Below are 22,093 nucleotides of genomic sequence, written 5' to 3'. Positions count from 1 at the left end.
GCGCTTAGATCGCCGACTTCAGTTCGGAGGAAACGCGGTTGAGATCTTCGATCAGATCGGAGAAGCGCGTGAGCAGAGCGGCATAATCTTCATTCATACGGGCGACTTTGTCCGCTTCTTCTTCGGAAAGTTTCGACAACCGTCCGAGATTTTCCATCGAAGACGCGGCTTGTTGGGTGCCGGCGGAGATTTCTTCCGCCGAAGCGCTGACGCCCTGAATCCGCATTTCGGAATGTCCGGTTGCTTCAAGAATGCCGCGAAACTGTTCGCTGCTCGATTCCAGACGCTGCATGCCGTATTCGACTTCTTGGTTGATCAAGATCATTTCTTCGGACGAACGGCTGATTCGGCGACGAATTTCGGTTACGACGCCGGCGATCTCCTGTACGGCGGACCCGGTTTCTTCGGACAGCTTGCGCACCTCCGTGGCGACGACTTCGAACCCGCGTCCTTTTTCGCCGGCATGGGCAGCTTCGATCGCGGCGTTAAGCGCCAGCAGTTGAGTCTGAGAAGCGACGTCGCGGATAAAAGCGATCACGGAAGCGATCTGTTCGGACATGGTATCGAGTTCGCCGATCGAGGCCGAAGAAGCGGATACCTTCTCGCGAATTTGCTGCATTTGAGCGATCGCGTTTTGGACGGAGTGCGTTCCGGCTTCGGACTGTTGCGTCGCGATCTTGGCCTGTTCGGCCACTTCGCTGCTGATCTCCGCCACATGAAGGATGCCGTGCGCGATCTCGCCGATCGCCGCCGTGCTTTCCAGCGTGCCTTGCGATTGAAGCCGCGAGTGTCGGGCGATGTCTTTTACGGCGTCTACGATACGCCCGTTGACTTCCCGGCTGCTGCGTTGAAGGTCGGAAAGTTCGCCGGCCAGCGAAACGATTTGGTCGGACGTGCTGCCGGCCTGCATCATAATCTGCTCGAGCTGTTGTTTTTGCCGCAAAATGTCGGTACTCGCTTCGGCCCGCTTGAATTGGAAGTACATGCTGATCAGAAGGCCGGTCAAGACCAGAATGTAGCTGACTTTTTTCAGCAGATGGGCCGTATCGAAGCTGATATCGTAAGAGGAATGGGAGAGCGACATAAAGCCGAATTGCGTCATCAGTCCCGCAATGATGGACAGCACGAGCCAATGCTCGAAATGCCGGGTTTTCCAATGACCCAGTCGCAGATGGCCGTAGAGGGCGATCGCGAACAGCACGCCCGGAACCAGTTCCTGCGGACGGCCGATAAAGCTGCCTTCGACGTACGCTTTCGGAAGCGGTACGAAAATGAAAAACAAGAAGCAGGCCAGCGTCAATGCGCCCGTGATTCCGTAAACCAGCCGTTCGGCCCGTCTGCGATCGTCGGCTTCGTTCTGACGCCGCGTCCAGAACAACCAAGCCAGCACAAGAAGCACGGACAGGAACATTCGGGAAGCCAGCCAACTCCAGGCGACGAGCGAAGAAGAGACGGAAGGGAAGACATCCGCGAAAAAAGGAGACGTGACGACGGCGTGATAGCCGTCGAGCAGAGCGGTTCCGAGAAATCCGCTGCCGATCAGCAGCATGGAGGTCTGATTTTGCGTGTAGTAGTAGACGAGAGCGAGAATGCCGATGAAGGCGGCCAACATCGTAGCCATGATCTCCATCGAAGTGTGCAAAACGTTGCCGCCTTGCCAAGCGATGCTGCGGAGCGGAAGTTCGGCGAGAGCCAGAATAAGGAATAAGGCGGCATAACCCCAAGCGCGGTTTCGAGCGATGTGCATGTCGGATCTCCTTTTAATGGAAATTGGATAAGAAGTAGAGCTGATTACAACTATTGCAGTATAATGTCGAAAATTGTTGAGGTCAATTGTTTTCTAAAATTAATTTGTCCAAAACCGAAAACACGAACATTCTCGATTTTGTGGCGAAAAATGTACACCCTGTTTGGAAGACGTTCGTTATCGCTTTATCGCGTTGTGGTTTTACTTGAAGTAATGTTAGATTGCTGTTATCATTAACCCTAAATTATGGGCTTGAGGGGGCATTCGATTCATGAGTAAACGGGCTTACAACTTTAATGCGGGACCTGCGGCGCTGCCGCTCGAGGTACTCGAGCGCGCGCAAGCGGAGTTTGTGGAGTTTCAAGGAACCGGCATGTCGATCATGGAGATGTCCCACCGCGGCGCGGTCTACGAGAGCGTGCATAACGAGGCGCAGGAACGCGTACTGAAGCTGCTGGGCAATCCTTCGGGTTACAAGGTATTGTTCCTTCAAGGAGGAGCCAGCACGCAGTTCGCCACGATTCCGATGAATCTGCTGGAATCCGGCAAGAAAGCCGGCTATGTCATGACCGGAAGCTGGGCGTCCAAAGCGGCCAAAGAAGCCAAATTGATCGGCGACGTCTATACGGCGGCTTCCACGGAAGGCGACAAGTTTACGCGTATGCCTTCTCCGAGCGAGATCGACGTTCAAGAAAACTCGGCTTACGTACATATCACGTCCAACGAGACGATCGAAGGTACCCAATTTGCCGAATATCCGGATACCGGCAGCGTGCCGCTGATCGCGGACTTGTCGAGCGATATCTTCTGCCGCCCTCTCGATATCGAAAAATTCGGATTGATCTACGCCGGCGCTCAGAAGAATCTCGGGCCGTCGGGCGTGACGCTGGTCGTGGCTAGAGAAGAACTGCTGGCGCGGGAAGCGAAGAATATCCCGACGGTGTTCCGTTACGACACGCATCTGTCGAACAACTCGCTCTACAACACGCCGCCGTCTTTCTCGATCTACATGGTTAACCAGACGCTGCGCTGGTTGGAAGAGCAGGGCGGTCTGGAAGGCATCGGAGCCAAAAACGAAGCCAAAGCGAAACTGCTGTACGACGCGATCGACGGAAGCGGCGGATTCTACCGCGGCGTCGCTCAAGAAGGCAGCCGCTCGCTGATGAACGTTACGTTCCGTCTCGGTTCCGAAGATTTGGAGAAGGCGTTCGCCAAAGAAAGCGAGCAGCTCGGATTCGTCGGGCTCAAAGGACACCGCAGCGTCGGCGGTCTGCGCGCTTCGATCTACAACGCCGTTCCTCGCGCAAGCATCGAGGCTCTGGTGGACTTCATGGGCGATTTCGCCAAGCGCAACGGTTAAAACGCGAGCGGATCGTCGAAGCGGCGAAGGGAAACCTTCCCATAAGCCGGCGATTCGGGTAGTATAGAGAGCAGAAGAGACGGAAGAGCCGCCCGCTTCGGGCGGCTCTTCTTTCGCGTTGCGGGCGGCATTAGGCAGTCCGCCGCCCGATGCACGTCTGTCTTCAATGAAGAAATAGGAGTGAACAACCGACTATGGCATTGCATATCGTGTTGGTGGAGCCGGAGATTCCGGCGAACACCGGCAATATCTCGAGAACCTGCGCCGCAACGGATACCCATCTGCATTTGGTCCGTCCGCTCGGCTTCCGTACGGACGACGCTTCGTTGAAGCGGGCAGGACTCGATTACTGGCCGTCCGTCAAGCTGGAGTATCACGATTCGTTCGCGGAATTGCAGGCGAAATATCCGGAAGGCCGCTATTTCTACGCGACGACCAAAGCGACCAAGCGCTACAGCGACATCGAATTCCGCGACGGAGACTTTCTCGTTTTCGGCAAAGAAACGAAAGGGCTGCCGGTCGAACTGCTGGAAGCGAACCCGGAGACCTGCGTGAGAATGCCGATGCGGACCGATCACGTCCGTTCGCTGAATCTGTCGAACTCGGTCGCGATCATGCTCTACGAAGCGCTGAGACAGCTTGATTTCCCGGGCATGGAATAAAAGAATCGAAGGCGCGGACAACCGCCGTCCGAGCCTTTCTTATTATTAGCAGGGAAAATGTCGGATTAGACAAAAAACCGATAATTAACCAACGTTTCTTTTTTTTGTTGAACAAGAAGGAATTCGTAATCCGACCTCGAATATCTAATGTTGGGTTTGCAGAATCATTTCTGCAGGTGGGGCAGAAACAGCAAACTAATAACAGAAGAGGTGTTTTCAATTATGAAACCTGCTGGAGTAGTCCGGAAAGTCGACCAACTGGGGCGCATCGTGCTCCCGAAATCGCTGAGAAAAAGATATCAAATGAACGAAGGCGATCCGGTCGAAATTTTGGTCCAGGGCGATCATATCATTTTGGAGCGTTACCGTCCCAAATGTGTGTTCTGCGGTTCGATCGATGAGGTCAGCGAGTTTAAGGATCGTTACATCTGCGGAGCTTGCGTATCCGAGATGATGCAGATTCCGAAGCACGGCTGATCCGCATTGAAAACATCCGTGTACGCAAAAAAAGAGCCTTAGGGCTCTTTTTTTCGTGGATCGTATACGCGCGAAAAGACAGTGATCTAGCGGAAAAACAAAAAGTTCGTCGGCACCGGACGCATATTGCCGTCCGACGGATGATTGACGACGCGGCCGTTCATGACCAACGTGGACGAACCTCCGCCGTCCAAGTTATACGCGTTGACGACGCCGATCTTGTACAGCTGTCCTTGAATCTCTTCCAACGTCGCGCCGGAGCGGCCGCCCTCGTTATAGCCGTCGATGACGAAAATAATGAGCTGATCGTCTTTGTAGCTGCCGATGATCGTGCGCGGAGCGCGTTTGGGCGATGCTTTCCATTTGGTCGGAATCGGCGTTTTCTGACCGTTCTTCAGCAGGATCGGCACGAAAGAAGCGCCGAACCGCGGCTGAAGCCGATCCAATTCGGCCTGCTGTCTGAACTGTCCGCCGATCAGTTTGCCGGAGCCGTTCAACCCGACGAAATACAGGTCTTTGAAGCTGGATTCGAATCCGGTCACGTATTTGCCGTCCATGACGGTCGTGCTGAGCGGATAACGTTTGCCGTCTTGATCGGCGAAACCGCCGGCATTGATGCCCGCTACGGCGCCGTGGCGCTCTACCGCTTTGAGCGTCGTCTCGGAGCTTCCGAGCGTCTCGCCCGCCAGGCTCATGCGCATGGCCGACGGATCTTTCAATTTGACCTTCATGGCGTAACCTTTGTAGGTCACGGCATTGACGCGGAACAGTTCGATCCGAATCTTGTCGCTTTCGCTCGTCTCGATCGGATTGCCGAGCTTGGAGCGAATCCGCTTATCGTAGATGTTCTCCGGGCGCTGCGCCTGCACGGACGCTTTCTGCACGATGGAGGACATGGTTCGCGTCGTTTCGTTGTAGAGCGTCAGCGTCTTCTTAAGCGAAGCGGAAGTCGATTTGGCGCTGACTTCGGCCTTCTCCAGATCCTGAAGCAGCTTCGCGGACGAAGGGCTCAGGCTCGACGCCGTCTTGTACTTATCGGTATCCAATTGCAAATCGGGCCGAGGCGGAAACAGCAGCAGGCACAGCAGCAGGCCGAGAACGGGAGCCGTCAGAAGCATGAAAAAGCGGTTCGTCCGCTGGATTCGCGTCATTTGAGCAGATCCATCTTCTTCTGAAGCTCGCTGAGTTGGGACTTGACCTCGTTCAGCTGCGTGTAGAGCTTGTTGCTGTTGTCCGTCTTGTTGTTCGCGTTATCCTTGGTAAAGGTGAGCAGCTCGTTGAACGAGTCGACTTTGCCCTGCAAGGCGGCTACCTGTTGATTCAGCTGCGCGAATTGTTTTTCGTAATCGGCGCGGAGATCGGCCATCTGCGTCTCGGTCTGCGTCCGAAGAGTCGCCAGCGTCTGCTCTTGCAGCCTCTGACTGTATTCGTAAGCCGCGTAAACGAACAGCGCGATGATCACGACCCAGAACAGCAGGAACCATCTGACGGGAAGCCTGTCCTTTTTCCTGCTGCGAGAAGGGGCAGAGGTAGGTCCCGTTGAAGCTTTCATGATATCACCTCGTCAAAAAATTAAAGAAAACGGTCAAGCCCGAATTTCAGCTTTCATTCTATCATGCGGGGTTTTATTTCGCAAAAGCCCGTTTGCACGTTTTCAGCAAGAATCTTTCGATTTGCAAAAACGGACAATCGTTCTTTTTTCTATTGTTCCGACCAAGCGGAGACGACGGTCGCGTATTCGTTCAGAGCGGCCGTCCCGGCTTCGGTCAAGCGGTATCGGCCTCTGGACACCCGTTCGAACCAGCCGTAATGATTATCGCGAAGAATCGACGCCGCTTTTCCGACGCCGCTGGCTTCTTTTAGCTGTACGGGGGAAGATTCTCCGAACATCCAGAGCTGGCGGGCGACTTTCAGCGCGTTTTCGCGGTAAGCGGTCACGATTTTGCGTTTGGTCGATCCGCCCGTATTATGGTCTCCGCTGCGGGCATCGAACTCGGCTCGCAGGCGTTTGGCGCGAAGCCCGCTTTTTCGGGCATTTCCGGTTTCCGCTTCGCAGAGCACCTCCACGAAAGGCGCTTTGGTCTTGTAGAAGGTGACGACGATCAGACCGAGTCCGAGTCGTGCGCAGATCTGCGCGATTTCGCCGAACCGCTGGTTATGCGCGCCTTTTTTCGTCCGATTTCGTTCGACCGCGAGATAGACCGATCCGCCGAGCCGCTGCCGGTCGGCGCCTTGAAGCAGCAGTTCCAGCGTGAAGGTCTTCTTCATCTCGACGATCAGCGGACGTTCTTCGTTTTGCCGATAACCGAGCAGGTCGCAGTGGCGAACCTCGCTTTTGACCGAATAGCCCCGGGCCTCGAAAAAAGCTTTGAGCGGCGGATACAGTTCGGTCTCGTATTTGACAGCCATAATGCGGAATCCTCCGATGCATAAATTCGATACTTTATCTTACCTCTTCGTAAGGGACTTGGCAAAAAAGCTTGTCGCGCAAACGACACCTATATATAATAGAAGGAAAAAACATGGGTTTCCGGGCGGATGATCGCCGAAAGGCATTTCCGGCCGTGAAGGAGGTAAAACGATGGCTTCGATTCACGACGTGGCCAAAGAAGCGGGAGTGTCCGTTGCGACCGTTTCTAAGGTAATTAACAATTATCCGGACGTAAGCGACAAAACGCGCAAAAAAGTCAGTCAAACGATCAAACGTCTTAAGTATCATCCGAACGTCGCCGCCAGAGGACTGGTCAAAGGTCGCTCTTGGACAGTCGGCGTTTTTCTGACTACGCCTTTCACCAATCCGTTCGTTACGGAACTGCTTGAAGGCATCAAGACGGCGCTGCAAAACAGCGGTTACGATCTGGTTCATCTTTCGACGCGTTTCGACGATCCGGGCTATTCGTTCGTCGAACATTGTCTCAGCCGGAACGTGGACGGGGTTGTCGGCTTCGGCGTGGATCGCAACGACCCGCACTTGGAAGAACTGCTCGATTCGGACATTCCGACGATGTTCGTCGACGCGGACATCCGCGGTCGCCGTGCCGGCTATATTACGACGGAGAACAAAGCAGGAATCATGCAGGCCGTGGAGCATCTGACCGAATTGGGCCATTCCCGAATCGCATTCGTCTCGGGCGAGTTGAACAAAGCGGTCGGCATGCTTCGCCACGAAGGGTACATGGAAGGCATGAAGCTGCATAAACTGCCTGTACAAGACGATTACGTGAAGATCAGCGACTATTCGATGGAAGGAGGCACGCGGGCGATGACGGAGCTGCTGGAGCTTGCGGAACGTCCGACCGCCGTTATCTGTACATCGGACATGATGGCGTTCGGCGCGATCAACGTCATTCATCGCAGCGGCTTGTCCGTGCCGGAAGACATCTCCGTGATCGGCTTCGATAATACGTATTATTCGGAGATTTTTAGTCCGGCCTTGACGACGGTCAACCAGAATATCCGTTCGATCGGTTCGCATGCGATCGAGACGTTGATCACGATGATCGAGAACAGCGAGTTTACGCCGTCCGTCGTGACCGAACCTTCCAACTTGGTCGTACGCTGCACGACGGCGAAGCCGCGCGAAGCTTCCGCTTCCCAAAAGCCGAAGAAATCCCGCTCCAAATCTTAAACCCGGCGCGCCGATTCTCGGAACCCTGCTGCAATTGCGGCAGGGTTTTTCTTCGTTTCATAAATCGCGGCAGATACTAACAAAATAATTTTATTCGAATTTTGTTTTCCTAATAAAATAAAAATGGGATAAAAAATTCGAAAATTATTGAAATCCGCGAACAGGGATGATACGGTGTGAAAGAAAGAAAAAGCGGTTACACTCTCGATATTGGAGGAAGACGCCTTGAACGAAATCACACGGGATTTGCAGAACTGGACATTCAGAGCTTCGGGGGAAACGGAGTGGCTTCCGGCCGTCGTACCGGGCTGCGTACATAGCGACCTGTACAAGAACGGGAAGATTCTCGACCCTTATTACGGAACGAACGAACACGATTTGCAGTGGATCGACAAACGGGATTGGGAATACGAGAGCGTATTCGAAGTGCCGCAGGAACTGTTAAACCAAGAGCATATCAACCTCGCGTTCGACGGTCTGGACACGTATGCCGACGTTCGCTTGAACGGAGAGGTCGTTTTGTCGGCCGATAACATGTTCCGGACTTGGAACGTACCGGTCAAGAATCGTCTGAAAAGCGGAGAGAACCGTCTGCATATCACGTTCCGTTCGCCGATAAACGAAGATCTGCCTAAGCTGGCGGAGCTCGGCTACGCGCTGCCGGCGGCCAACGATCAGTCGGAACTGGGCGGACTGGGCGACAAGCGGGTGAGCGTGTTCGCGCGCAAAGCGCCTTACCATTACGGCTGGGACTGGGGGCCGCGGTTCGTGACCAGCGGCATCTGGCGCGCGATTCGTCTGGAAGCTTGGACCGGTCTGCGGATTACGGACCTGTTCATTCGTCAGCACGAAGTGACGAAGGACCGAGCCAAGCTGACCGCGACGGTCGCCGTCGAATCCGATCGGGAGTTCGAAGGACGCCTGCGGATCGCGGCGGAAGGCTTGTCGTTCGAACGCACGGAGCAGATTCGTCTCGGCGAAAACGTTTTGCGTTTCGAGATCGAAATCGACGAGCCCAAGCTGTGGTGGTCGAGAGGACTGGGCGAAGCGCATCTGTACGACTTCACGGCCGAGATTCTCGAAGGCGAATCGGCCTGCGCGAAGAAGAACGTCAAGACGGGACTGCGCAGCGTCAAGCTGAAGCGGGAGAAAGACGGCGCCGGCGCTTCGTTCTATATCGAACTCAACGGCGTGCCCGTATTCGCCAAAGGCGCGAACCATATCCCGAACGACAACTTCGAGACCGACGTGACGCGCGAGCGTTATCGGTACGAGATCGTGTCGGCCGCCGAAGCGAACATGAATATGCTTCGCGTATGGGGCGGCGGCATCTACGAAGAAGACGCGTTCTACGAACTGTGCGACGAATACGGCATCATGGTCTGGCAGGACTTCATGTTCGCGTGCAGCATGTATCCGGGCGACGAAGCTTTCTTGGAAAGCGTGCGCCACGAGGCGGAAGACAATGTCCGTCGTCTGCGCAATCATCCGAGCATCGTGCTCTGGTGCGGCAACAACGAGATCGACTCCGCATGGGCGCATTATCATCCGGACGGAGGCTGGGGTTGGAAAAAAGCGTATAACGAAGAACAGCGCAATCGGATCTGGGCCGACTACGAAGCGATCTTCCATCGGCTGCTGCCGGCCGCCGTCTCGAAGCTGTCGCCGGGCGCGGAATATTGGCCGTCTTCGCCGCTCGTCTCGCTGACGGGCGACGAGAATCAGCACGCGCATCCGGGAACGTCGGAAGGGGATATCCATTATTGGGGCGTCTGGCACAATTCCGAACCGTTCGAGAACTATAACAAATATATCGGCCGTTTCATGAGCGAATACGGCTTCCAATCGTTCCCCGAGCATAAGTCCGTGCTGCAATACGCGCCGGAAGACGCGCTTCGCCTCGATTCCGAGATCATGTTGGCGCACCAGAAGAACGGCCGGGGCAACTTCCTGATCAAAGAATACATGGACAAGTATCTGCCGGAGCCGAAAGATTTCGTTTCTTTCCTCTATATGAGTCAGGTGCTGCAAGCGGAAGCGATGCAATCGGCGATCGAAGCGCATCGACGCAGCAAGCCGTACTGCATGGGGACTTTGTACTGGCAGATGAACGACAGTTGGCCGGTCGCTTCGTGGTCGGGCATCGATTATTACGGACGTTGGAAAGCGCTGCATTATTACGCGAACCGGAGCTTCCGCGATCTGTCCGTTTCGATCGACGGAACCGACGGGGAAGAGCTGAACTTCCATGTCTTGAACGATACGTTGAACGCGGAATCCGTCACGCTGCACTTGCGTCTGCTGAGTTTCGACGGCACGACGATCCAAGAATCCGAGCTGCCGGTTCAGGCCGAAGCCAACAGCGCCGCGAAGGTCTATTCGCTGAAATCGGCCGAACTGCTGGGCGAAGCGTCGCCCGAACGTACCGTGCTGGCGGCCGAGCTCGTGCAAGGCGGGCGGGTGGTCGATCGCCGCACGCATTATTTCGTATCGACGAAAGCGATCGAACTGAGCAAGCCGACCATTCGCGCGACTCGCACGGACGACGGCGAAGGCCGGACGACGATCGTGCTGGAAACGGACGTTCTGGCGAAGCAGGTCTGGCTGTCGGCCGAAGCCGAAGGCGCTTTTACCGACAACTATTTCGACCTGCTGCCGGGCGAGCAGATTACGGTAGAGTTCCGAGTCCGCCGCGAAGACGGCACGCTGGCGCACGGCGCGGCCGGAGCGGTCGAAACGCGATCGATGGCGGATTTCATCAAGTAAAAGCTGTTTTTGCAGGCAGGCAAGCCGCTTTCCCGATAGGGAAGGCGGCTTGTTCGCGCTTGTACCGCCGCCTGAGCCGGGCGTATAATGGGACGGACAAAGCTTCGACGACAAAAGACGAAAAAGGAAGTGCATGATGGAACCGACACCGATCCGGACCACAAGAAGCTATAAAATGGCGCGGGTATTCCCGACCGACGTCAACAGCTATCATACTTTGTTCGGCGGTAAGCTGATGGCCTATATCGACGATATCGCTTCGATCGCCGCCGCCAAACTTTCGCGCGCCAACACGATTACGGCTTCGACGGATTCCGTCGACTTTCTGTACCCGATCTATATGACCGACTCCGTGACGCTGGAATCGTTCGTCACTTGGACGGGCCGAAGTTCGATGGAGACGTTCGTGAAAGTCATTCGCGAAGATCTGAAGACGGGAGAACGGCAGATCGCCGCGACGGCTTTTCTGACTTTCGTAGCCATGGACGATAACGGACGCAAGATCGAAGTCGCTCAGGTCTATCCGGAGACGGAGGAAGAACAGAAGCTGCACGAGAGCGCGCCGGTCCGTGCCGAGATGCGCAAGCAGAGAAGAGAAGCGAGCCGGACGTTGGCGGCCTTTCTGACGCGCGGCTATCCGTGGGAACCGGTCGAATAGAAAATTTCTATATAAAGAAACCAGTACGCTGATCGAAAATAAGGTGAGGTTTCGCCCCCGGAAACCCGCTTGAACCGTGCGTGTTTCCGAAGGGCTCAAACCTTAGATTGAATTCGATCAACTCACTAACTTTATTTTATTCAGCAGCTTGTAAAAGTGTTCAAGATCGTTTATGATGAAAAAAGAAAAAGTCGTCTGGATGTTCGTGGAAGTTTCCGAAAAAGGATTATGTAACTGAATCGTGACAATTTTCACATGCAGACGGCGAAAAATGGTTTAAAATAAAACTATAAAAAACAAATGAATAAAGGATCTTCGGGGTAGGGTGAAATTCCCGACCGGCGGTGATGGTTCGCTAAGCGAACCCAGCCCGCGACTCCCGAGCCGCTTTCGAAGCGGCAGGGACTGATCTGGTGAGATTCCAGAGCCGACGGTACAGTCCGGATGGGAGAAGATCAAGCGCAGACATGCCGGTGCAGACCGACCGCAGGTTTCTTTACGAGACCTGCCGCGGGATATTTGCTTCGTCCATGTTCTGCCGCTGAACCTTCAATGATGCAATCTTAGCCCCGAACGCCGCGTTTTACTCGGCTTCGGGGCTTTTTGCGCACGAGATCCCCCTTATTCGGATAAGGAGACTTGGGAAATGAAAACGGCCAATCGCAACGACTTCGTACAAACAAGCACAACTGGAGGCGGAAAATCGATTTTTGCTAAGCCGAGCAACGGCTTCTGGCTGATCGTGCTGGGAGCGGCGCTCTGGGGCGTCGATCCGCTGTTCCGCATCATCCTGCTTCATTCGATGACTTCTTCGCAGATCGTGCTGCTCGAACACGTCGTGATCGCTTTGTTCGTCGCTCCGATCTTGTGGAAAAACCGTGCGGAATTGAAAGGGATCGGCCTGCGTCACGTCGGAGCGCTGTTGTTCATTTCTTGGGGCGGATCCGCTCTGGCGACTTTGATGTTCACGCTCGCTTTGCAGCATGCCGGCGGCGCGTTCAATACGGTTCTGCTCCTGCAAAAACTGCAGCCGCTGTTCGCGATCATTCTGGCTCACTTCATGCTGAAAGAATCGCTGCCGCGCAACTTTGCTCCGCTGCTCGTGCTGGCGCTGGGCGGCACGTATCTGCTGACGTTCGGTTTCACCGTACCGTTCGGTCATGCCGGCGAATTCATGCAAATCGGCAGTCTGCTGGCGCTGGGCGCCGCCGCTCTCTGGGGCGGATCGACGGTCATGGGGCGTTACATGGTCGGCAAGCTGAAGTACGAGACGGTCACTTCGCTGCGCTTCATTCTGGCGCTGCCGCTGCTGCTGGCGATCACGGCCGGAGAAGGTCAAGCTTGGATGCTGCCGGCAGGCGGTCTGGCTCTGACGCTGGTCGGCGTCAACCTGCTGCTTCAAGCGCTGCTGCCGGGTCTGCTCAGTCTGTTGGCTTATTATAAAGGTCTCAAAACGACCAAAGCTTCGGTAGCGACATTGGCCGAACTGAGTTTCCCGATGGTCGGCGTGCTGGTGAACTGGCTGTACGGCGGCGAACTGCTGACCATCGCTCAAGTCGTCGGTTTCGTGTTGATCTGGTCGGTATTGTTCGTCATCTCCCGTCAGCAGACGCAGGAGATCGGACCGGAGCAGCTGGCCAAACAAGCGGCTTAAAGCGAATCGGTGCTAACGTCATCGCATAAATAAGGTTGAAAATCGACAAGCGCTCGCTGGTGATTCATTCCGGCGAGCGCTTTTTATTCGGCGAAAATTCCGGGGCGCTGCGCCTTTCAACGAGTTTGCGTATGCGGCCGGATCTTCGCGCGCGGCGCAATCCCGAGTTTTATCACCGTTCGACGGATATGTTATGATTGATCTATTACAGAAAGAAACGGAGAGAATCTCATGAATCGACAAGAAACCTGGCCGGCGCGTACCAACGACCGACCCTTCGTCCAGCTTATCCCCGACGTCCAGTTCGAACGATTCGCCGGCGGCAAAACGCTCAGCTTGAATCTGCTGCTGCCCAAAAGCGACCGTCCCGTTCCGCTGATCGTCTGGATCGTGGGCGGCGCTTGGATCAGCTGCAATGCGTCGCGCAATCTGCCGCAGATGATGATGCTCGCCGAGCGCGGCTACGCCGTCGCCGCCATTCAATACCGCTTGGCTCATGAAGCGCGGTTCCCGGCGCAGATCGAAGACGCCAAAAGCGCGCTGCGTTTCCTGCGCGCCAATGCGGACAAGTACGGCCTGGATGCAGGCCGCGTCGGCGTATGGGGCCATTCCGCCGGCGGACAGCTGGCGGCGCTGCTCGGCGTGACGGGCGGCTCGCCGGAGTTCGAGACGGCGGAGCATCTTCCGCAGTCGACCGCCGTGCAGGCCGTGGTCGATTTCAGCGGCCCGATCGATATCGAATTGGACTTCCAGAGCGAATTCCATATGCCGGTCATGGCCCTGATGCTCGGCGGCACCATTCGCATGAAGCCGGAACTCGCGCGCAGCACGAATCCCGTGAATTATCTGGACGGCCGCAAGCTGCCGCCGTTCTTGATCATGCACGGGGACGCCGATACCACCGTCCCGCTCCGGCAAAGCCGACTGCTGCATGACGCTCTGAGCGCCGCCGGCGCAAGCTCGGAATTTATCGTGCTCGAAGACACCGGTCATTCGACTGCCGAGATGCTGGTCCGCGACGATGTGATGAACAAAGTCGCAAACTTTTTCGATACGCATCTGAAAGCTTAATCTAAAAAACGACGTTCTGAAAAAGGCAGGCGCGGCGAATTTCGCCGCGCCTGCCTTTGCGTTTTGAGAAATTTTAATTTTTTGCGAAGTGAAGAAGCCTAAAAAGTACCTAGAAGAGAGACGGCTCGCTTCTCCCGCGAATAGAAACTTCCCGCCCTTTGCGCCAATCTAAGGCGCCATCCCCCGCCTTTTTCAGAACGTCGTAAAGCCCAACCGCATCTGAATCCGATACACCAGATCCTTCATCCAAGTCGTCGCTTCCAGATGTTCTTCCAGATCGAGCGTGTAAGTCGCGTCTTGATTGTTCCAGATCCGTTCGAAATACTGCCGAATCTCGCCCATCAGCGGACTGTCGGCCGCGCTGCGAACCAACAGATCGTTTTCCAAATTGTAATCTTTGAGATTGCGCGGCGTGAAGTTGGTCGACCCGGCCATGACGCTGCTTTCTCCGTTCGCGCGGTCGACGAACATCATTTTGGTATGATACTGTTCTTTGGTCGTGTTGTACCAGCGAATCTCGATTTTTTCCGGCACTTCGCTGTGCAGTTCGGCGGCGACCGGCCGGTTCGGAATGCCGATCTTGTCCCGGCCGAACGCATTTTCGTTGGGATCGAGCACCAGCTTGACCGCGACGCCGCGATCGGCCGCTTTCGTCAATTCGCTTAATACTTTTTTGTCCGCCAGATAGAACATGCCCATCCAGATCGTATCGCCGGACTCGGCCGCGCCGATCTCTTCCAGCACATGGTCGTAGACTTTGCCTTCCGTCAAATACTGCACCGCATAAGGTCCGCTTTCGTTTTCCCCGCTGCTCGTCGGGTAAGAAGGAAGAGTGCCTCCGCCCGAGAAGCCGAGAATCGCTTGTTCCGCTTTGAGCATGTCGCCGATGATCGGGCCGCTGACTTCGAGCGCCACATTGGAATGGTACGCGCTGGCATCGTGAATGTTGCCGCTCGAGATCAATGCGCTTTTTTCCGTGATAAACGCTTTGCGGTGGTTCGCTTTGACGTTCAGCAGCTTCAGGTAAGAGCGAAGCGTGATGTCCGGACCGTCGCTGGCCATCAGATTGGGCATCCAGCCGTGACCCGATTGGCCGAACCATTGAACGAACGTACGCCAGAACGCGGAATAGATCGGCGTGGAGTCCCGCAGCGGATCGGTATCGGTTACCACGACGCGAATCCCGGCCTTTTTAAGACTTTCCAGCAGTTCGTTGGCGGACGAACCGTAGTTGGTGTTGACTTCGTCGGTAATGAACGTAATATCGAGATCCGGTACCGCTTGTTTGCGTTCGATCAGCGTTTTCGCGAGCTTGGCGCTGACTTTCGGATATTCCTGTCCTTCGTGCGTATAGTCGTTGAACAGGAAGACGTCGATCACGATAAATTTTTCCGCCTCGTTGATCATTTCGATCGTCCGGTCGAAGATTTGCCGTTCCTGCGTGAATTCCCGGCCCGGGACCGGATAAGTGAGGTCGTGCAGAAAATCGACCTGCTGCATTCGGTAAACGCGGCTTTCGTACGAGATGCCTTCGGGCAGCGGTTTGTGCATCTGATACACCAGAACCGCAAGCAGCCATACGGCCAACAGAAGCAGCAGGATACCTATCGTTTTTTTTCGCCGTCGAGGCTTGCGCTCTCCGGTCTTTCGGTTCTTGCTTCCGAACGACGTAGGCCTGCGGCTCGACGCTTGCATGATCGTGCCGCTGCGATGCGTCGTCCATCGTTCTTCGTCACCCATCACGTTCCTCCTTCTCTGCGGGCATGCCGGATGCCTAGCTTTCTATCTGTATATAACAACAAGCAAGCAGGACTGACGCATCGGCATCTCGACAAAAAGCGAAAATCTTCGTTGCTTCCCGCTGTCTTTTAACGAAAACTTGAGATAAAATACGCTGTAAGAACGATTGTCGATTACGCGGAGAGCGAAGGGAGTTCGCCTTGAAAAATTCATTGGGGTTGTTAGGAGAGATATTTGCGAAAAGCGAGTTGTATCGGCCGCTGTTTATGTATCATCCCGACGCGATCTATGTGATGGATATGGCGGGCCGATTGATTTATGCGAATCCTGCGACCGAACGCATTAGCGGTTATACGCTGGAAGAGCTGCAAACGATGGATATGCGCAAGCTGTATCCCGAAGGAGAACGGGCCAAAAGTCTGAGCGGACGTACCGCGATGGGAGAAGCGAAGCAGCGGGATTTCAAAGTGAAAATCGTCCGCAAAGACGGAGCGCTGCTCACGTTGGCCATCACTTATTTGGCTATCGAACAAGGCGGAAAGCGCGTAGGAATCTACGGAATCGCCAAAGACATCACGGAAGAAGAACTTCAAAAGCGCAAGTTGAACGAGCAGGAGAAATTGTATCGTTCCTTGTTCGAATATAATCCGGCGGGCATTCTGTCTTTCGATCTGAAAGGGCGCTGCCTGTCGGTGAATCCCAATCTGGAAGCGATGACGGGGTACGCGAACGAAGAACTGCGCGAACAACCGTACTCGCTGTTGTTCGCGCCGGAATCGGCGGAACGTTTGAATCAACGTTTTCGACGCACGCTGCAAGGAAGTTCGGGGAACTTCGAAGCTCGATTGTTAGCGAAAGACGAACAGAAGATCGACGTGAATATTACCACCCTGCCGATCATCGTGGACGGAGAAGTGCTCGGCGTATATATGCTTGCCCTCGATATCACCGAATGGAAACGTCAGATCGAGCGCGGCCAAGAATTGACGGATCAATATACGGCGATTCTGAACGCGGTATCCGAAGGCATATTCGAGATCAACCGGGAAGGGCAATCCGTATTCATCAACCAGTCGGGAGCCCGTCTGTTAGGGTATACGGTTGAAGAATTCCGCGACGTATATAACCATGATCTGATTCACCATAGCCGTTCCGACGGCAGTCCTTATCCGATCGAAGATTGCCCGATCCACAAGAGCATGCGGGAAGGCGTAGCTCGGGCCGTAAGCGGGGAAGTCTTCTGGCGCAAAGACGGAACGAGCTTGCTGGTCGATTATCGGGTCAATCCGTTATTCGAGAACGGCGAGCCGGCAGGCGCGGTGATCGTATTCAAAGACGTAACGAGCGAAGACGAGATCGCCCGGCAGAAAAGCGAGACGCAGCGCGGATTCAGCGAGCGGGCGGAGTTCCTGAATCTGATGAGCCACGAGATTCGGACGCCGCTTAACGGCGTATTGGGCATGGCGGAGCTTGTGCAGGAGAGCGGACTGAACGAGGAACAGCAGCTCTACGTGGATACGCTGCTGCGCAGCGGACGGGCCTTGCAGGGCATAGCCGATCGTCTGCTCGATTTTAACGCCGCGGAGAGCGGTACGGTCGTTTTCGAACACGAACCGTTCGACGCCCGATATTTATTGAAGGAAGTCGCGGATTCTTTTTCGGTGCAAGCCGAAGCTTCGGGCGTCGAGTTGACGACGAGAATCGGAGAACCTTTTCCTGCCGAGCTTGTGGGCGATGCGGGCAAACTCCGTCGCATCCTGATCGGACTGGTCGGAAACGCGGTGAAATTCACTTCCCGAGGTTCGATCCGGGTCGCGGCGGAGTGCATGGTGCGGCCGAGGACCGGAGAAGGCGAATTGGTCCGCTGCGTACTGAAAGTGGAGGTGCGCGACACGGGAATCGGAATACCGGCGGATAAGCTCGAACTGCTGTTCCAGCCTTTTTCGCAGATTCATTCGGCTCTGGATCGCAGTTACGAAGGAACGGGATTGGGACTGGCGATCTGCAAGCGGTGGATCGAAGGGATGGGCGGCACGATCTGGGTCGAGAGCCGGGAAGGTCACGGCTCGGTCTTCTCTTTCACGCTCCCGATGCTGTGCGAAGAATAGAATCCGGAGTCATCGCGCCTTTGGCAAAAACCGCCGCATTCTTCCTTGCGAAAAGGAGAATGCGGCGGTTTTTGAGATTGCTGCGGTTTTCGATTCGATCAACTTTTTTTGGCGTACATCAACCCGATGGTTCCCGGACCGCAGTGCGTCGAGATGACGCAGCCGGCCGAAGACATCAGCACTTCTTCGGCATCCGTTTCCCGAAGGATCATGTCGCGAAGACGGACCGCGTCTTCTTCGGCGGCCGCGTTCACGACGACGACGGGACCGTCCAGACGGTCTTTGTTAGCAAGCAAATTTTGCAGCATCTTGTCGATCGCTTTCTCCCGTTTGCCTCGAACTTTATAAGCGGGAGTCATCTTGCCGTCGATCACTTTGATGATCGGACGGATGCTGAGCAGACTGCCGATCAGGTTCTGCATCCCCGAGCAGCGGCCTCCTTTATGCAGGTATTCGAGCGTATCGATCGCAAACTCGGTTTCGATCTCCGGACGCATCCGTTCGAGTTTGTGCACGATGTCGCCCACGTCCATGCCTTCTTCGGCATAGCGCGCCGCGCGCAGAACCTGAATCCCGATCGACGTCGACAGGTTGAGCGAGTCGAATACGGTCACGCTGCCCGGACCGAAATCGTTGGCCGCGATGCGCGCGTTCTGATAAGTGGACGATAAATCCGAGGACAACGCGATATAGAGAATCCGTTCGCCTTTTTCGATATAAGGAGCGAAAGCTTGACTGAAGTCGGCCGGCGAAGGGGCTGCCGATTTCGGAAGCTTGCCCTGCCTCGATACTTTATCGAACAATTGATTCGGCGTCAGATCCACACCGTCGCGGTAAGTTTGATCCTCGAATACGACATACAGCGGGACGATGCCGATCCCGTAACGCTGCCGCAATTCCGGAGGCAGATCGCTGGTGCTGTCGGAAAAAATTCGGATGTTGGACATGTTCATCTCCTCGTAACCGCTCCCGCCTGTTTGGCAAGCAAATTTGCGGGCGAAATGGCTTTAAGTCAAGTGTGCCGCATACGAGCGACAAGGTCGGTCGAGGCCGCACACGGAAGTGCCGCTTCAAGCGGTGCGGCACTTCCGTACAGTATACCATGATCCGGGGCAAATCGGCAGGCAAGCACGCAAAGGGGCCGACGCCGTCGAAGCGAAGGTCCCTTTGCGGTAATGCCGGATTCTTCGGGAAGGCGCGGCTTTACATGCCGCCGGCCGCTCCCATTACCGTGCTGATGAGGATAAAACCGCCGCCCGTCAGAACGCAAAGACCGTTAAGGATGGTTCCGATGATGGCGAATACTTTTTTGCGGTCTTTGACGACGAGCCCGATGATGCCCAGAATCAAGCCGATCAGGTTCAAGATGGCGGCGCCCAGAATGCCGAAGCCCGCAAAGCCGATCGCCATGAGCAGATTTCCGTTTTCGAGCGATTCGATGTTGGCTACTTGTCCGGTCGAGTCGACCATCGAAGCGACGGTGCCGATGATCGCCACGATGCACACGATGAACAGCAGGATGCCGATCAGGGCAAGCACGAACGACGCGATGCCGAGCCCCGAATGTTTCAGCGGACCGAACCGGCGGTCGTCGCGCGGATACTCGTCGTAAGGGCTGGGACCGTCTACGGGACTGAACGGCGGATTCATTCGTTCTTCGTAGCTGCGGCCGTCTTCGCTGCGATAAGGATCTTCGCTGCTGCCGATGCTTCTTTCGTCGCGCTCAGGATCTTTACGCAGATCTGGCCCGTTCGGTCGGCCGTCGGGGCCGCCGGAAGGCGGGAAACGATTGTCCATTTTTCAACTCTCCTTTATTATGGAAGCTTTTACTTGATTACTCTTTCATATCTTGCCTTAAAAATCAACCCTGAACAACAAGCTTTTTGCTTCATACGAACGAGAAACGGAAGCGTTTCGTTATCGGCGAAGACGAGCGGGCGAAAAGGCGGATTTTCGGGGTTCGTCTGGCCTTTCCGCATAAATCGTCCTATAATAAGTTGCGATTTGCGAATCCGGACGAACTTTGTTCCGTTCGCTTCATCTTCGAAGAAAAGAGGGGAAAGCATGCAGAGAAAAATCGCGGTCACGGCTTGCATAACGGCTTTGGTCGGCGTCGCTCTGGGAGCGTTCGGAAGTCACATTTTGGGCAGCCGAATCGGAGAAGATTCGCTGAAGACGTTTCAGACCGGCATCCAATATCATTTCATTCATGCGTTGGCGATGCTGATCGTGGCGATTGCCATGGGCGTATGGGGAGAGTCGCGTCGATTGGCATGGGCCGGATGGTTGTTTTTCGTCGGCATTCTCATGTTCTCCGGCAGCTTGTACCTGCTCAGCGTAACGGGGCTGAAGATATTCGGACCGATCACGCCGCTGGGCGGTCTGGCTTTCATGGCCGGTTGGATCTTGCTGGCGCTTGCGGCAGGCCGAAAAGCCCGCTAAGACCGCGCAACCCTATCCGGGCAATAGGAAAAAAGCCTTCGCTATCCGTTAATCTCCGGAAGGCGAAGGCTTTTTGATCTGCTTGCGCTTATTGGCCGCTGAGTTCGTCGATCTCGTTAAGCGAAAAGCTGTACACTTGTTTCTCGTCGACGTGATATACGCTCAATCGTTGGCCCGACTCGTCGAAATTGATGATTCGGCACGGGATGCTGAGACGATTGCCTCCCGGTTTGTTGACGATCAGACGAACCAGCCGATTTTTGTTGATCGAATCTCGAATGTCGTCCGGCGTCAGATAAGAAGCGGGTTGAGCCGCAGTTTTGGTAGTCGGATTCGAGGGGGCTTTCAAATCCGGCTGGGAGGCGGCGGAAGCGGACGTTTTCTGAAGCTGAAGATTTTTGGTCGCGGCCGATAATCCGGCTCTGGATTTCTCCAAATAATTGGTCTTCAGGTTCGCTAACGCGGCTTCGATTCCTTTGCCGAGCTCGATGCCGGAATTTATGCGAAGATCGACGACTTTGTCCGAGGCGTTCAAGAGCGCGAGCAGAGTCTGTAAAGCTTGGGCATTGGTCGAACCGTCAATCAGGATGTCTACGTTGAACAGAAATCCGGAACGTTCTTGCGGTGTCTTATTGTTCATAATTCCCCCGGTCTAAACCAGATCTAATTCGAATCTTGCTTCGTCGCCGCATAGCCAAAAAGCAGGATTCGCCGTTCTTTTATGATAGCATGACTTCATTCATAATCCTAGACCTGAACATTTCTTTGACGCGCGAATATCCAAATTAATGGGTGCGCGATCGCAGGGGATGGACCTATTCGTTTTGCTTGTTCCCTTCATGATTTCTTCACGTGCGCTGTTTGTTTCGCCGCATTTTGCAGAGGGTAAACTGTAACTAGGCACAGCAGGAAACACTTCTTCGCCGACCCCCTCGCCGAGCATGCGACCGGCGAAACGGAGAATGGGCGAAAAATAAGAATCAAATTTGAGGAAAGAGGGATCGATCATGGCTAAAACGACGAAAACCGAAGCTCAAACCCAAACGCTCGAGGAGATTTTGAACCGTCAGGTCGCGAACCTGAACGTTCTTTATGTTAAAATCCACAACTTCCACTGGTACGTGAAAGGCGAGAACTTCTACACCTTGCACGTGAAGTTCGAAGAACTCTATAACGAAGTCACCGTGAAAATGGACGAAGTGGCGGAACGCATGCTGACGATCAAAGCCAGCCCGGCCGCTACGATGAAAGAATATCTGGAACTGTCCAGCATTCAAGAAGCCGCCGGCGGCGAAGACCATCGCACGATGGTGCAGACGCTGATCGAAGACTTCGCGACGGTCGCCGAAGAAATGCAGGAAGGTCTGGAACTCGCGGAAGAAGCGCACGACCAAGCGACAAGCGACATGCTGATCGCCATGAAGCAGGATCTGGAGAAACATATGTGGATGCTGCGTTCGTTCCTCGGTCACTAAAATATCGGTTGATCCCAACGGATCCAGCCAAGCAAGAGCCCGGTCTTCTATAAGACCGGGCTCTTGCTATTGAGAATGCAGGCGATTTTTTCGCATGGAGAAGCGCATACGAATCGTTTTGCAAAATTAAAGGTTTCGCGGTTTGAAAGGGGAAATATAAGCGGATTCGTTGAACTGCAAAATAAATTGGGGTAAAATGAATTGAGAATCGATCATAATCAGTTTATAATCATTACAAGATTATAATTATTTCGATTGTTAAACGGATCAAAAGGATAACTCGGATTTACCATTATATTTCTGGA

General features: G+C 54.7%; 19 protein-coding genes and 1 riboswitch. Of the genes, 11 read left to right on the top strand and 8 right to left on the bottom strand.

The features are described 5' to 3' along the window. Positions 1–4 precede the first annotated feature (4 nt). Positions 5–1,747, bottom strand: a complete 1,743-nt coding sequence (locus CDO73_RS27525; protein WP_088490192.1) for a methyl-accepting chemotaxis protein — start codon at positions 1,745–1,747, stop codon at positions 5–7. Positions 1,748–2,018: 271 nt separating this feature from the next. Between CDO73_RS27525 and serC the strand changes: the two genes are divergently transcribed. The 3 genes from serC to CDO73_RS19440 all read left to right on the top strand — a co-directional run bounded on the left by serC (position 2,019) and on the right by CDO73_RS19440 (position 4,246). Beyond that, positions 2,019–3,107: a 3-phosphoserine/phosphohydroxythreonine transaminase gene (serC, locus tag CDO73_RS19450; protein WP_088490191.1), complete on the top strand. Its 1,089-nt coding sequence runs from the start codon at positions 2,019–2,021 to the stop codon at positions 3,105–3,107. 194 nt (positions 3,108–3,301) lie between these two features. Next, the gene (trmL, locus tag CDO73_RS19445; protein WP_088490190.1) at positions 3,302–3,769 is read left to right on the top strand and encodes a tRNA (uridine(34)/cytosine(34)/5-carboxymethylaminomethyluridine(34)-2'-O)-methyltransferase TrmL; all 468 of its coding nucleotides are present in this window, start codon (positions 3,302–3,304) and stop codon (positions 3,767–3,769) included. A 222-nt stretch (positions 3,770–3,991) separates the two neighbouring features. Next, on the top strand, positions 3,992–4,246 hold the full coding sequence (locus CDO73_RS19440; protein WP_087799899.1) for an AbrB/MazE/SpoVT family DNA-binding domain-containing protein: 255 nt from the start codon (positions 3,992–3,994) through the stop codon (positions 4,244–4,246). 86 nt (positions 4,247–4,332) lie between these two features. Here CDO73_RS19440 and CDO73_RS19435 read toward each other — a convergent pair whose 3' ends face one another. From CDO73_RS19435 to CDO73_RS19425, 3 genes are all read right to left on the bottom strand, one after another. Further along, positions 4,333–5,397, bottom strand: a complete 1,065-nt coding sequence (locus CDO73_RS19435; RefSeq protein WP_088490189.1) for a phosphodiester glycosidase family protein — start codon at positions 5,395–5,397, stop codon at positions 4,333–4,335. Beyond that, the gene (locus CDO73_RS19430; protein WP_088490188.1) at positions 5,394–5,798 is read right to left on the bottom strand and encodes a hypothetical protein; all 405 of its coding nucleotides are present in this window, start codon (positions 5,796–5,798) and stop codon (positions 5,394–5,396) included. The genes CDO73_RS19435 and CDO73_RS19430 overlap by 4 nt, the downstream gene beginning before the upstream one ends. Before the next feature lie 149 nt (positions 5,799–5,947). Further along, positions 5,948–6,655: a DUF2161 domain-containing phosphodiesterase gene (locus CDO73_RS19425; RefSeq protein ID WP_088490187.1), complete on the bottom strand. Its 708-nt coding sequence runs from the start codon at positions 6,653–6,655 to the stop codon at positions 5,948–5,950. Between the two features lie 172 nt (positions 6,656–6,827). On the opposite strand from CDO73_RS19425, the gene CDO73_RS19420 reads away from it, so the two are divergent. The 5 genes from CDO73_RS19420 (at position 6,828) to CDO73_RS19400 (ending at position 14,023) form a co-directional block, all read left to right on the top strand. Continuing rightward, positions 6,828–7,874 (top strand): LacI family DNA-binding transcriptional regulator, encoded by a 1,047-nt coding sequence (locus tag CDO73_RS19420; RefSeq protein ID WP_088490186.1) that lies wholly within the window; start codon positions 6,828–6,830, stop codon positions 7,872–7,874. Between the two features lie 225 nt (positions 7,875–8,099). Then, positions 8,100–10,640, top strand: a complete 2,541-nt coding sequence (locus CDO73_RS19415) for a beta-mannosidase (protein ID WP_088490185.1) — start codon at positions 8,100–8,102, stop codon at positions 10,638–10,640. A 136-nt stretch (positions 10,641–10,776) separates the two neighbouring features. After that, positions 10,777–11,298, top strand: coding sequence for an acyl-CoA thioesterase (locus CDO73_RS19410; protein WP_088490184.1), 522 nt, complete (start codon positions 10,777–10,779; stop codon positions 11,296–11,298). A 307-nt stretch (positions 11,299–11,605) separates the two neighbouring features. After that, positions 11,606–11,758: riboswitch (FMN riboswitch) on the top strand. Between the two features lie 186 nt (positions 11,759–11,944). After that, positions 11,945–12,952, top strand: a complete 1,008-nt coding sequence (locus CDO73_RS19405; protein ID WP_088490183.1) for a DMT family transporter — start codon at positions 11,945–11,947, stop codon at positions 12,950–12,952. A 231-nt stretch (positions 12,953–13,183) separates the two neighbouring features. Beyond that, positions 13,184–14,023 (top strand): alpha/beta hydrolase, encoded by an 840-nt coding sequence (locus CDO73_RS19400; protein ID WP_088490182.1) that lies wholly within the window; start codon positions 13,184–13,186, stop codon positions 14,021–14,023. Positions 14,024–14,215: 192 nt separating this feature from the next. Here CDO73_RS19400 and CDO73_RS19395 read toward each other — a convergent pair whose 3' ends face one another. Beyond that, positions 14,216–15,718: a phospholipase D family protein gene (locus CDO73_RS19395; protein WP_373446993.1), complete on the bottom strand. Its 1,503-nt coding sequence runs from the start codon at positions 15,716–15,718 to the stop codon at positions 14,216–14,218. Positions 15,719–15,963: 245 nt separating this feature from the next. Here CDO73_RS19395 and CDO73_RS19390 point away from each other — a divergent pair, with 245 nt between their 5' ends. After that, a complete protein-coding gene (locus CDO73_RS19390) occupies positions 15,964–17,871 on the top strand; it encodes a PAS domain-containing hybrid sensor histidine kinase/response regulator (RefSeq protein ID WP_143536156.1) in 1,908 nt (635 codons plus the stop codon). A gap of 98 nt (positions 17,872–17,969) precedes the next feature. On the opposite strand, the gene CDO73_RS19385 is transcribed toward CDO73_RS19390, so the two are convergent. Next, positions 17,970–18,818 carry a DegV family protein gene (locus tag CDO73_RS19385; protein ID WP_088490179.1) on the bottom strand — a complete coding sequence of 283 codons (849 nt, stop codon included), beginning with the start codon at positions 18,816–18,818 and terminating at the stop codon, positions 17,970–17,972. 256 nt (positions 18,819–19,074) lie between these two features. Then, positions 19,075–19,668 carry a hypothetical protein gene (locus tag CDO73_RS19380; RefSeq protein WP_088490178.1) on the bottom strand — a complete coding sequence of 198 codons (594 nt, stop codon included), beginning with the start codon at positions 19,666–19,668 and terminating at the stop codon, positions 19,075–19,077. Between the two features lie 267 nt (positions 19,669–19,935). Here CDO73_RS19380 and CDO73_RS19375 point away from each other — a divergent pair, with 267 nt between their 5' ends. Next, positions 19,936–20,313 carry a DUF423 domain-containing protein gene (locus CDO73_RS19375; protein ID WP_088490177.1) on the top strand — a complete coding sequence of 126 codons (378 nt, stop codon included), beginning with the start codon at positions 19,936–19,938 and terminating at the stop codon, positions 20,311–20,313. A gap of 88 nt (positions 20,314–20,401) precedes the next feature. Here CDO73_RS19375 and CDO73_RS19370 read toward each other — a convergent pair whose 3' ends face one another. Next, complete coding sequence (locus CDO73_RS19370; RefSeq protein ID WP_088490176.1) at positions 20,402–20,953, bottom strand: hypothetical protein; 552 nt, start codon at positions 20,951–20,953, stop codon at positions 20,402–20,404. A 367-nt stretch (positions 20,954–21,320) separates the two neighbouring features. Between CDO73_RS19370 and CDO73_RS19365 the strand changes: the two genes are divergently transcribed. Further along, positions 21,321–21,788, top strand: coding sequence for a Dps family protein (locus CDO73_RS19365; protein WP_088490175.1), 468 nt, complete (start codon positions 21,321–21,323; stop codon positions 21,786–21,788). Positions 21,789–22,093: the final 305 nt, after the last annotated feature.

The organism is Saccharibacillus sp. O23 (assembly GCF_002205895.1).
GTDB lineage: Bacteria > Bacillota > Bacilli > Paenibacillales > Paenibacillaceae > Saccharibacillus.
The sequence above is the reverse complement of the archived record's forward strand: the minus strand, read 5'-3'. Positions and strand labels throughout refer to the sequence as shown.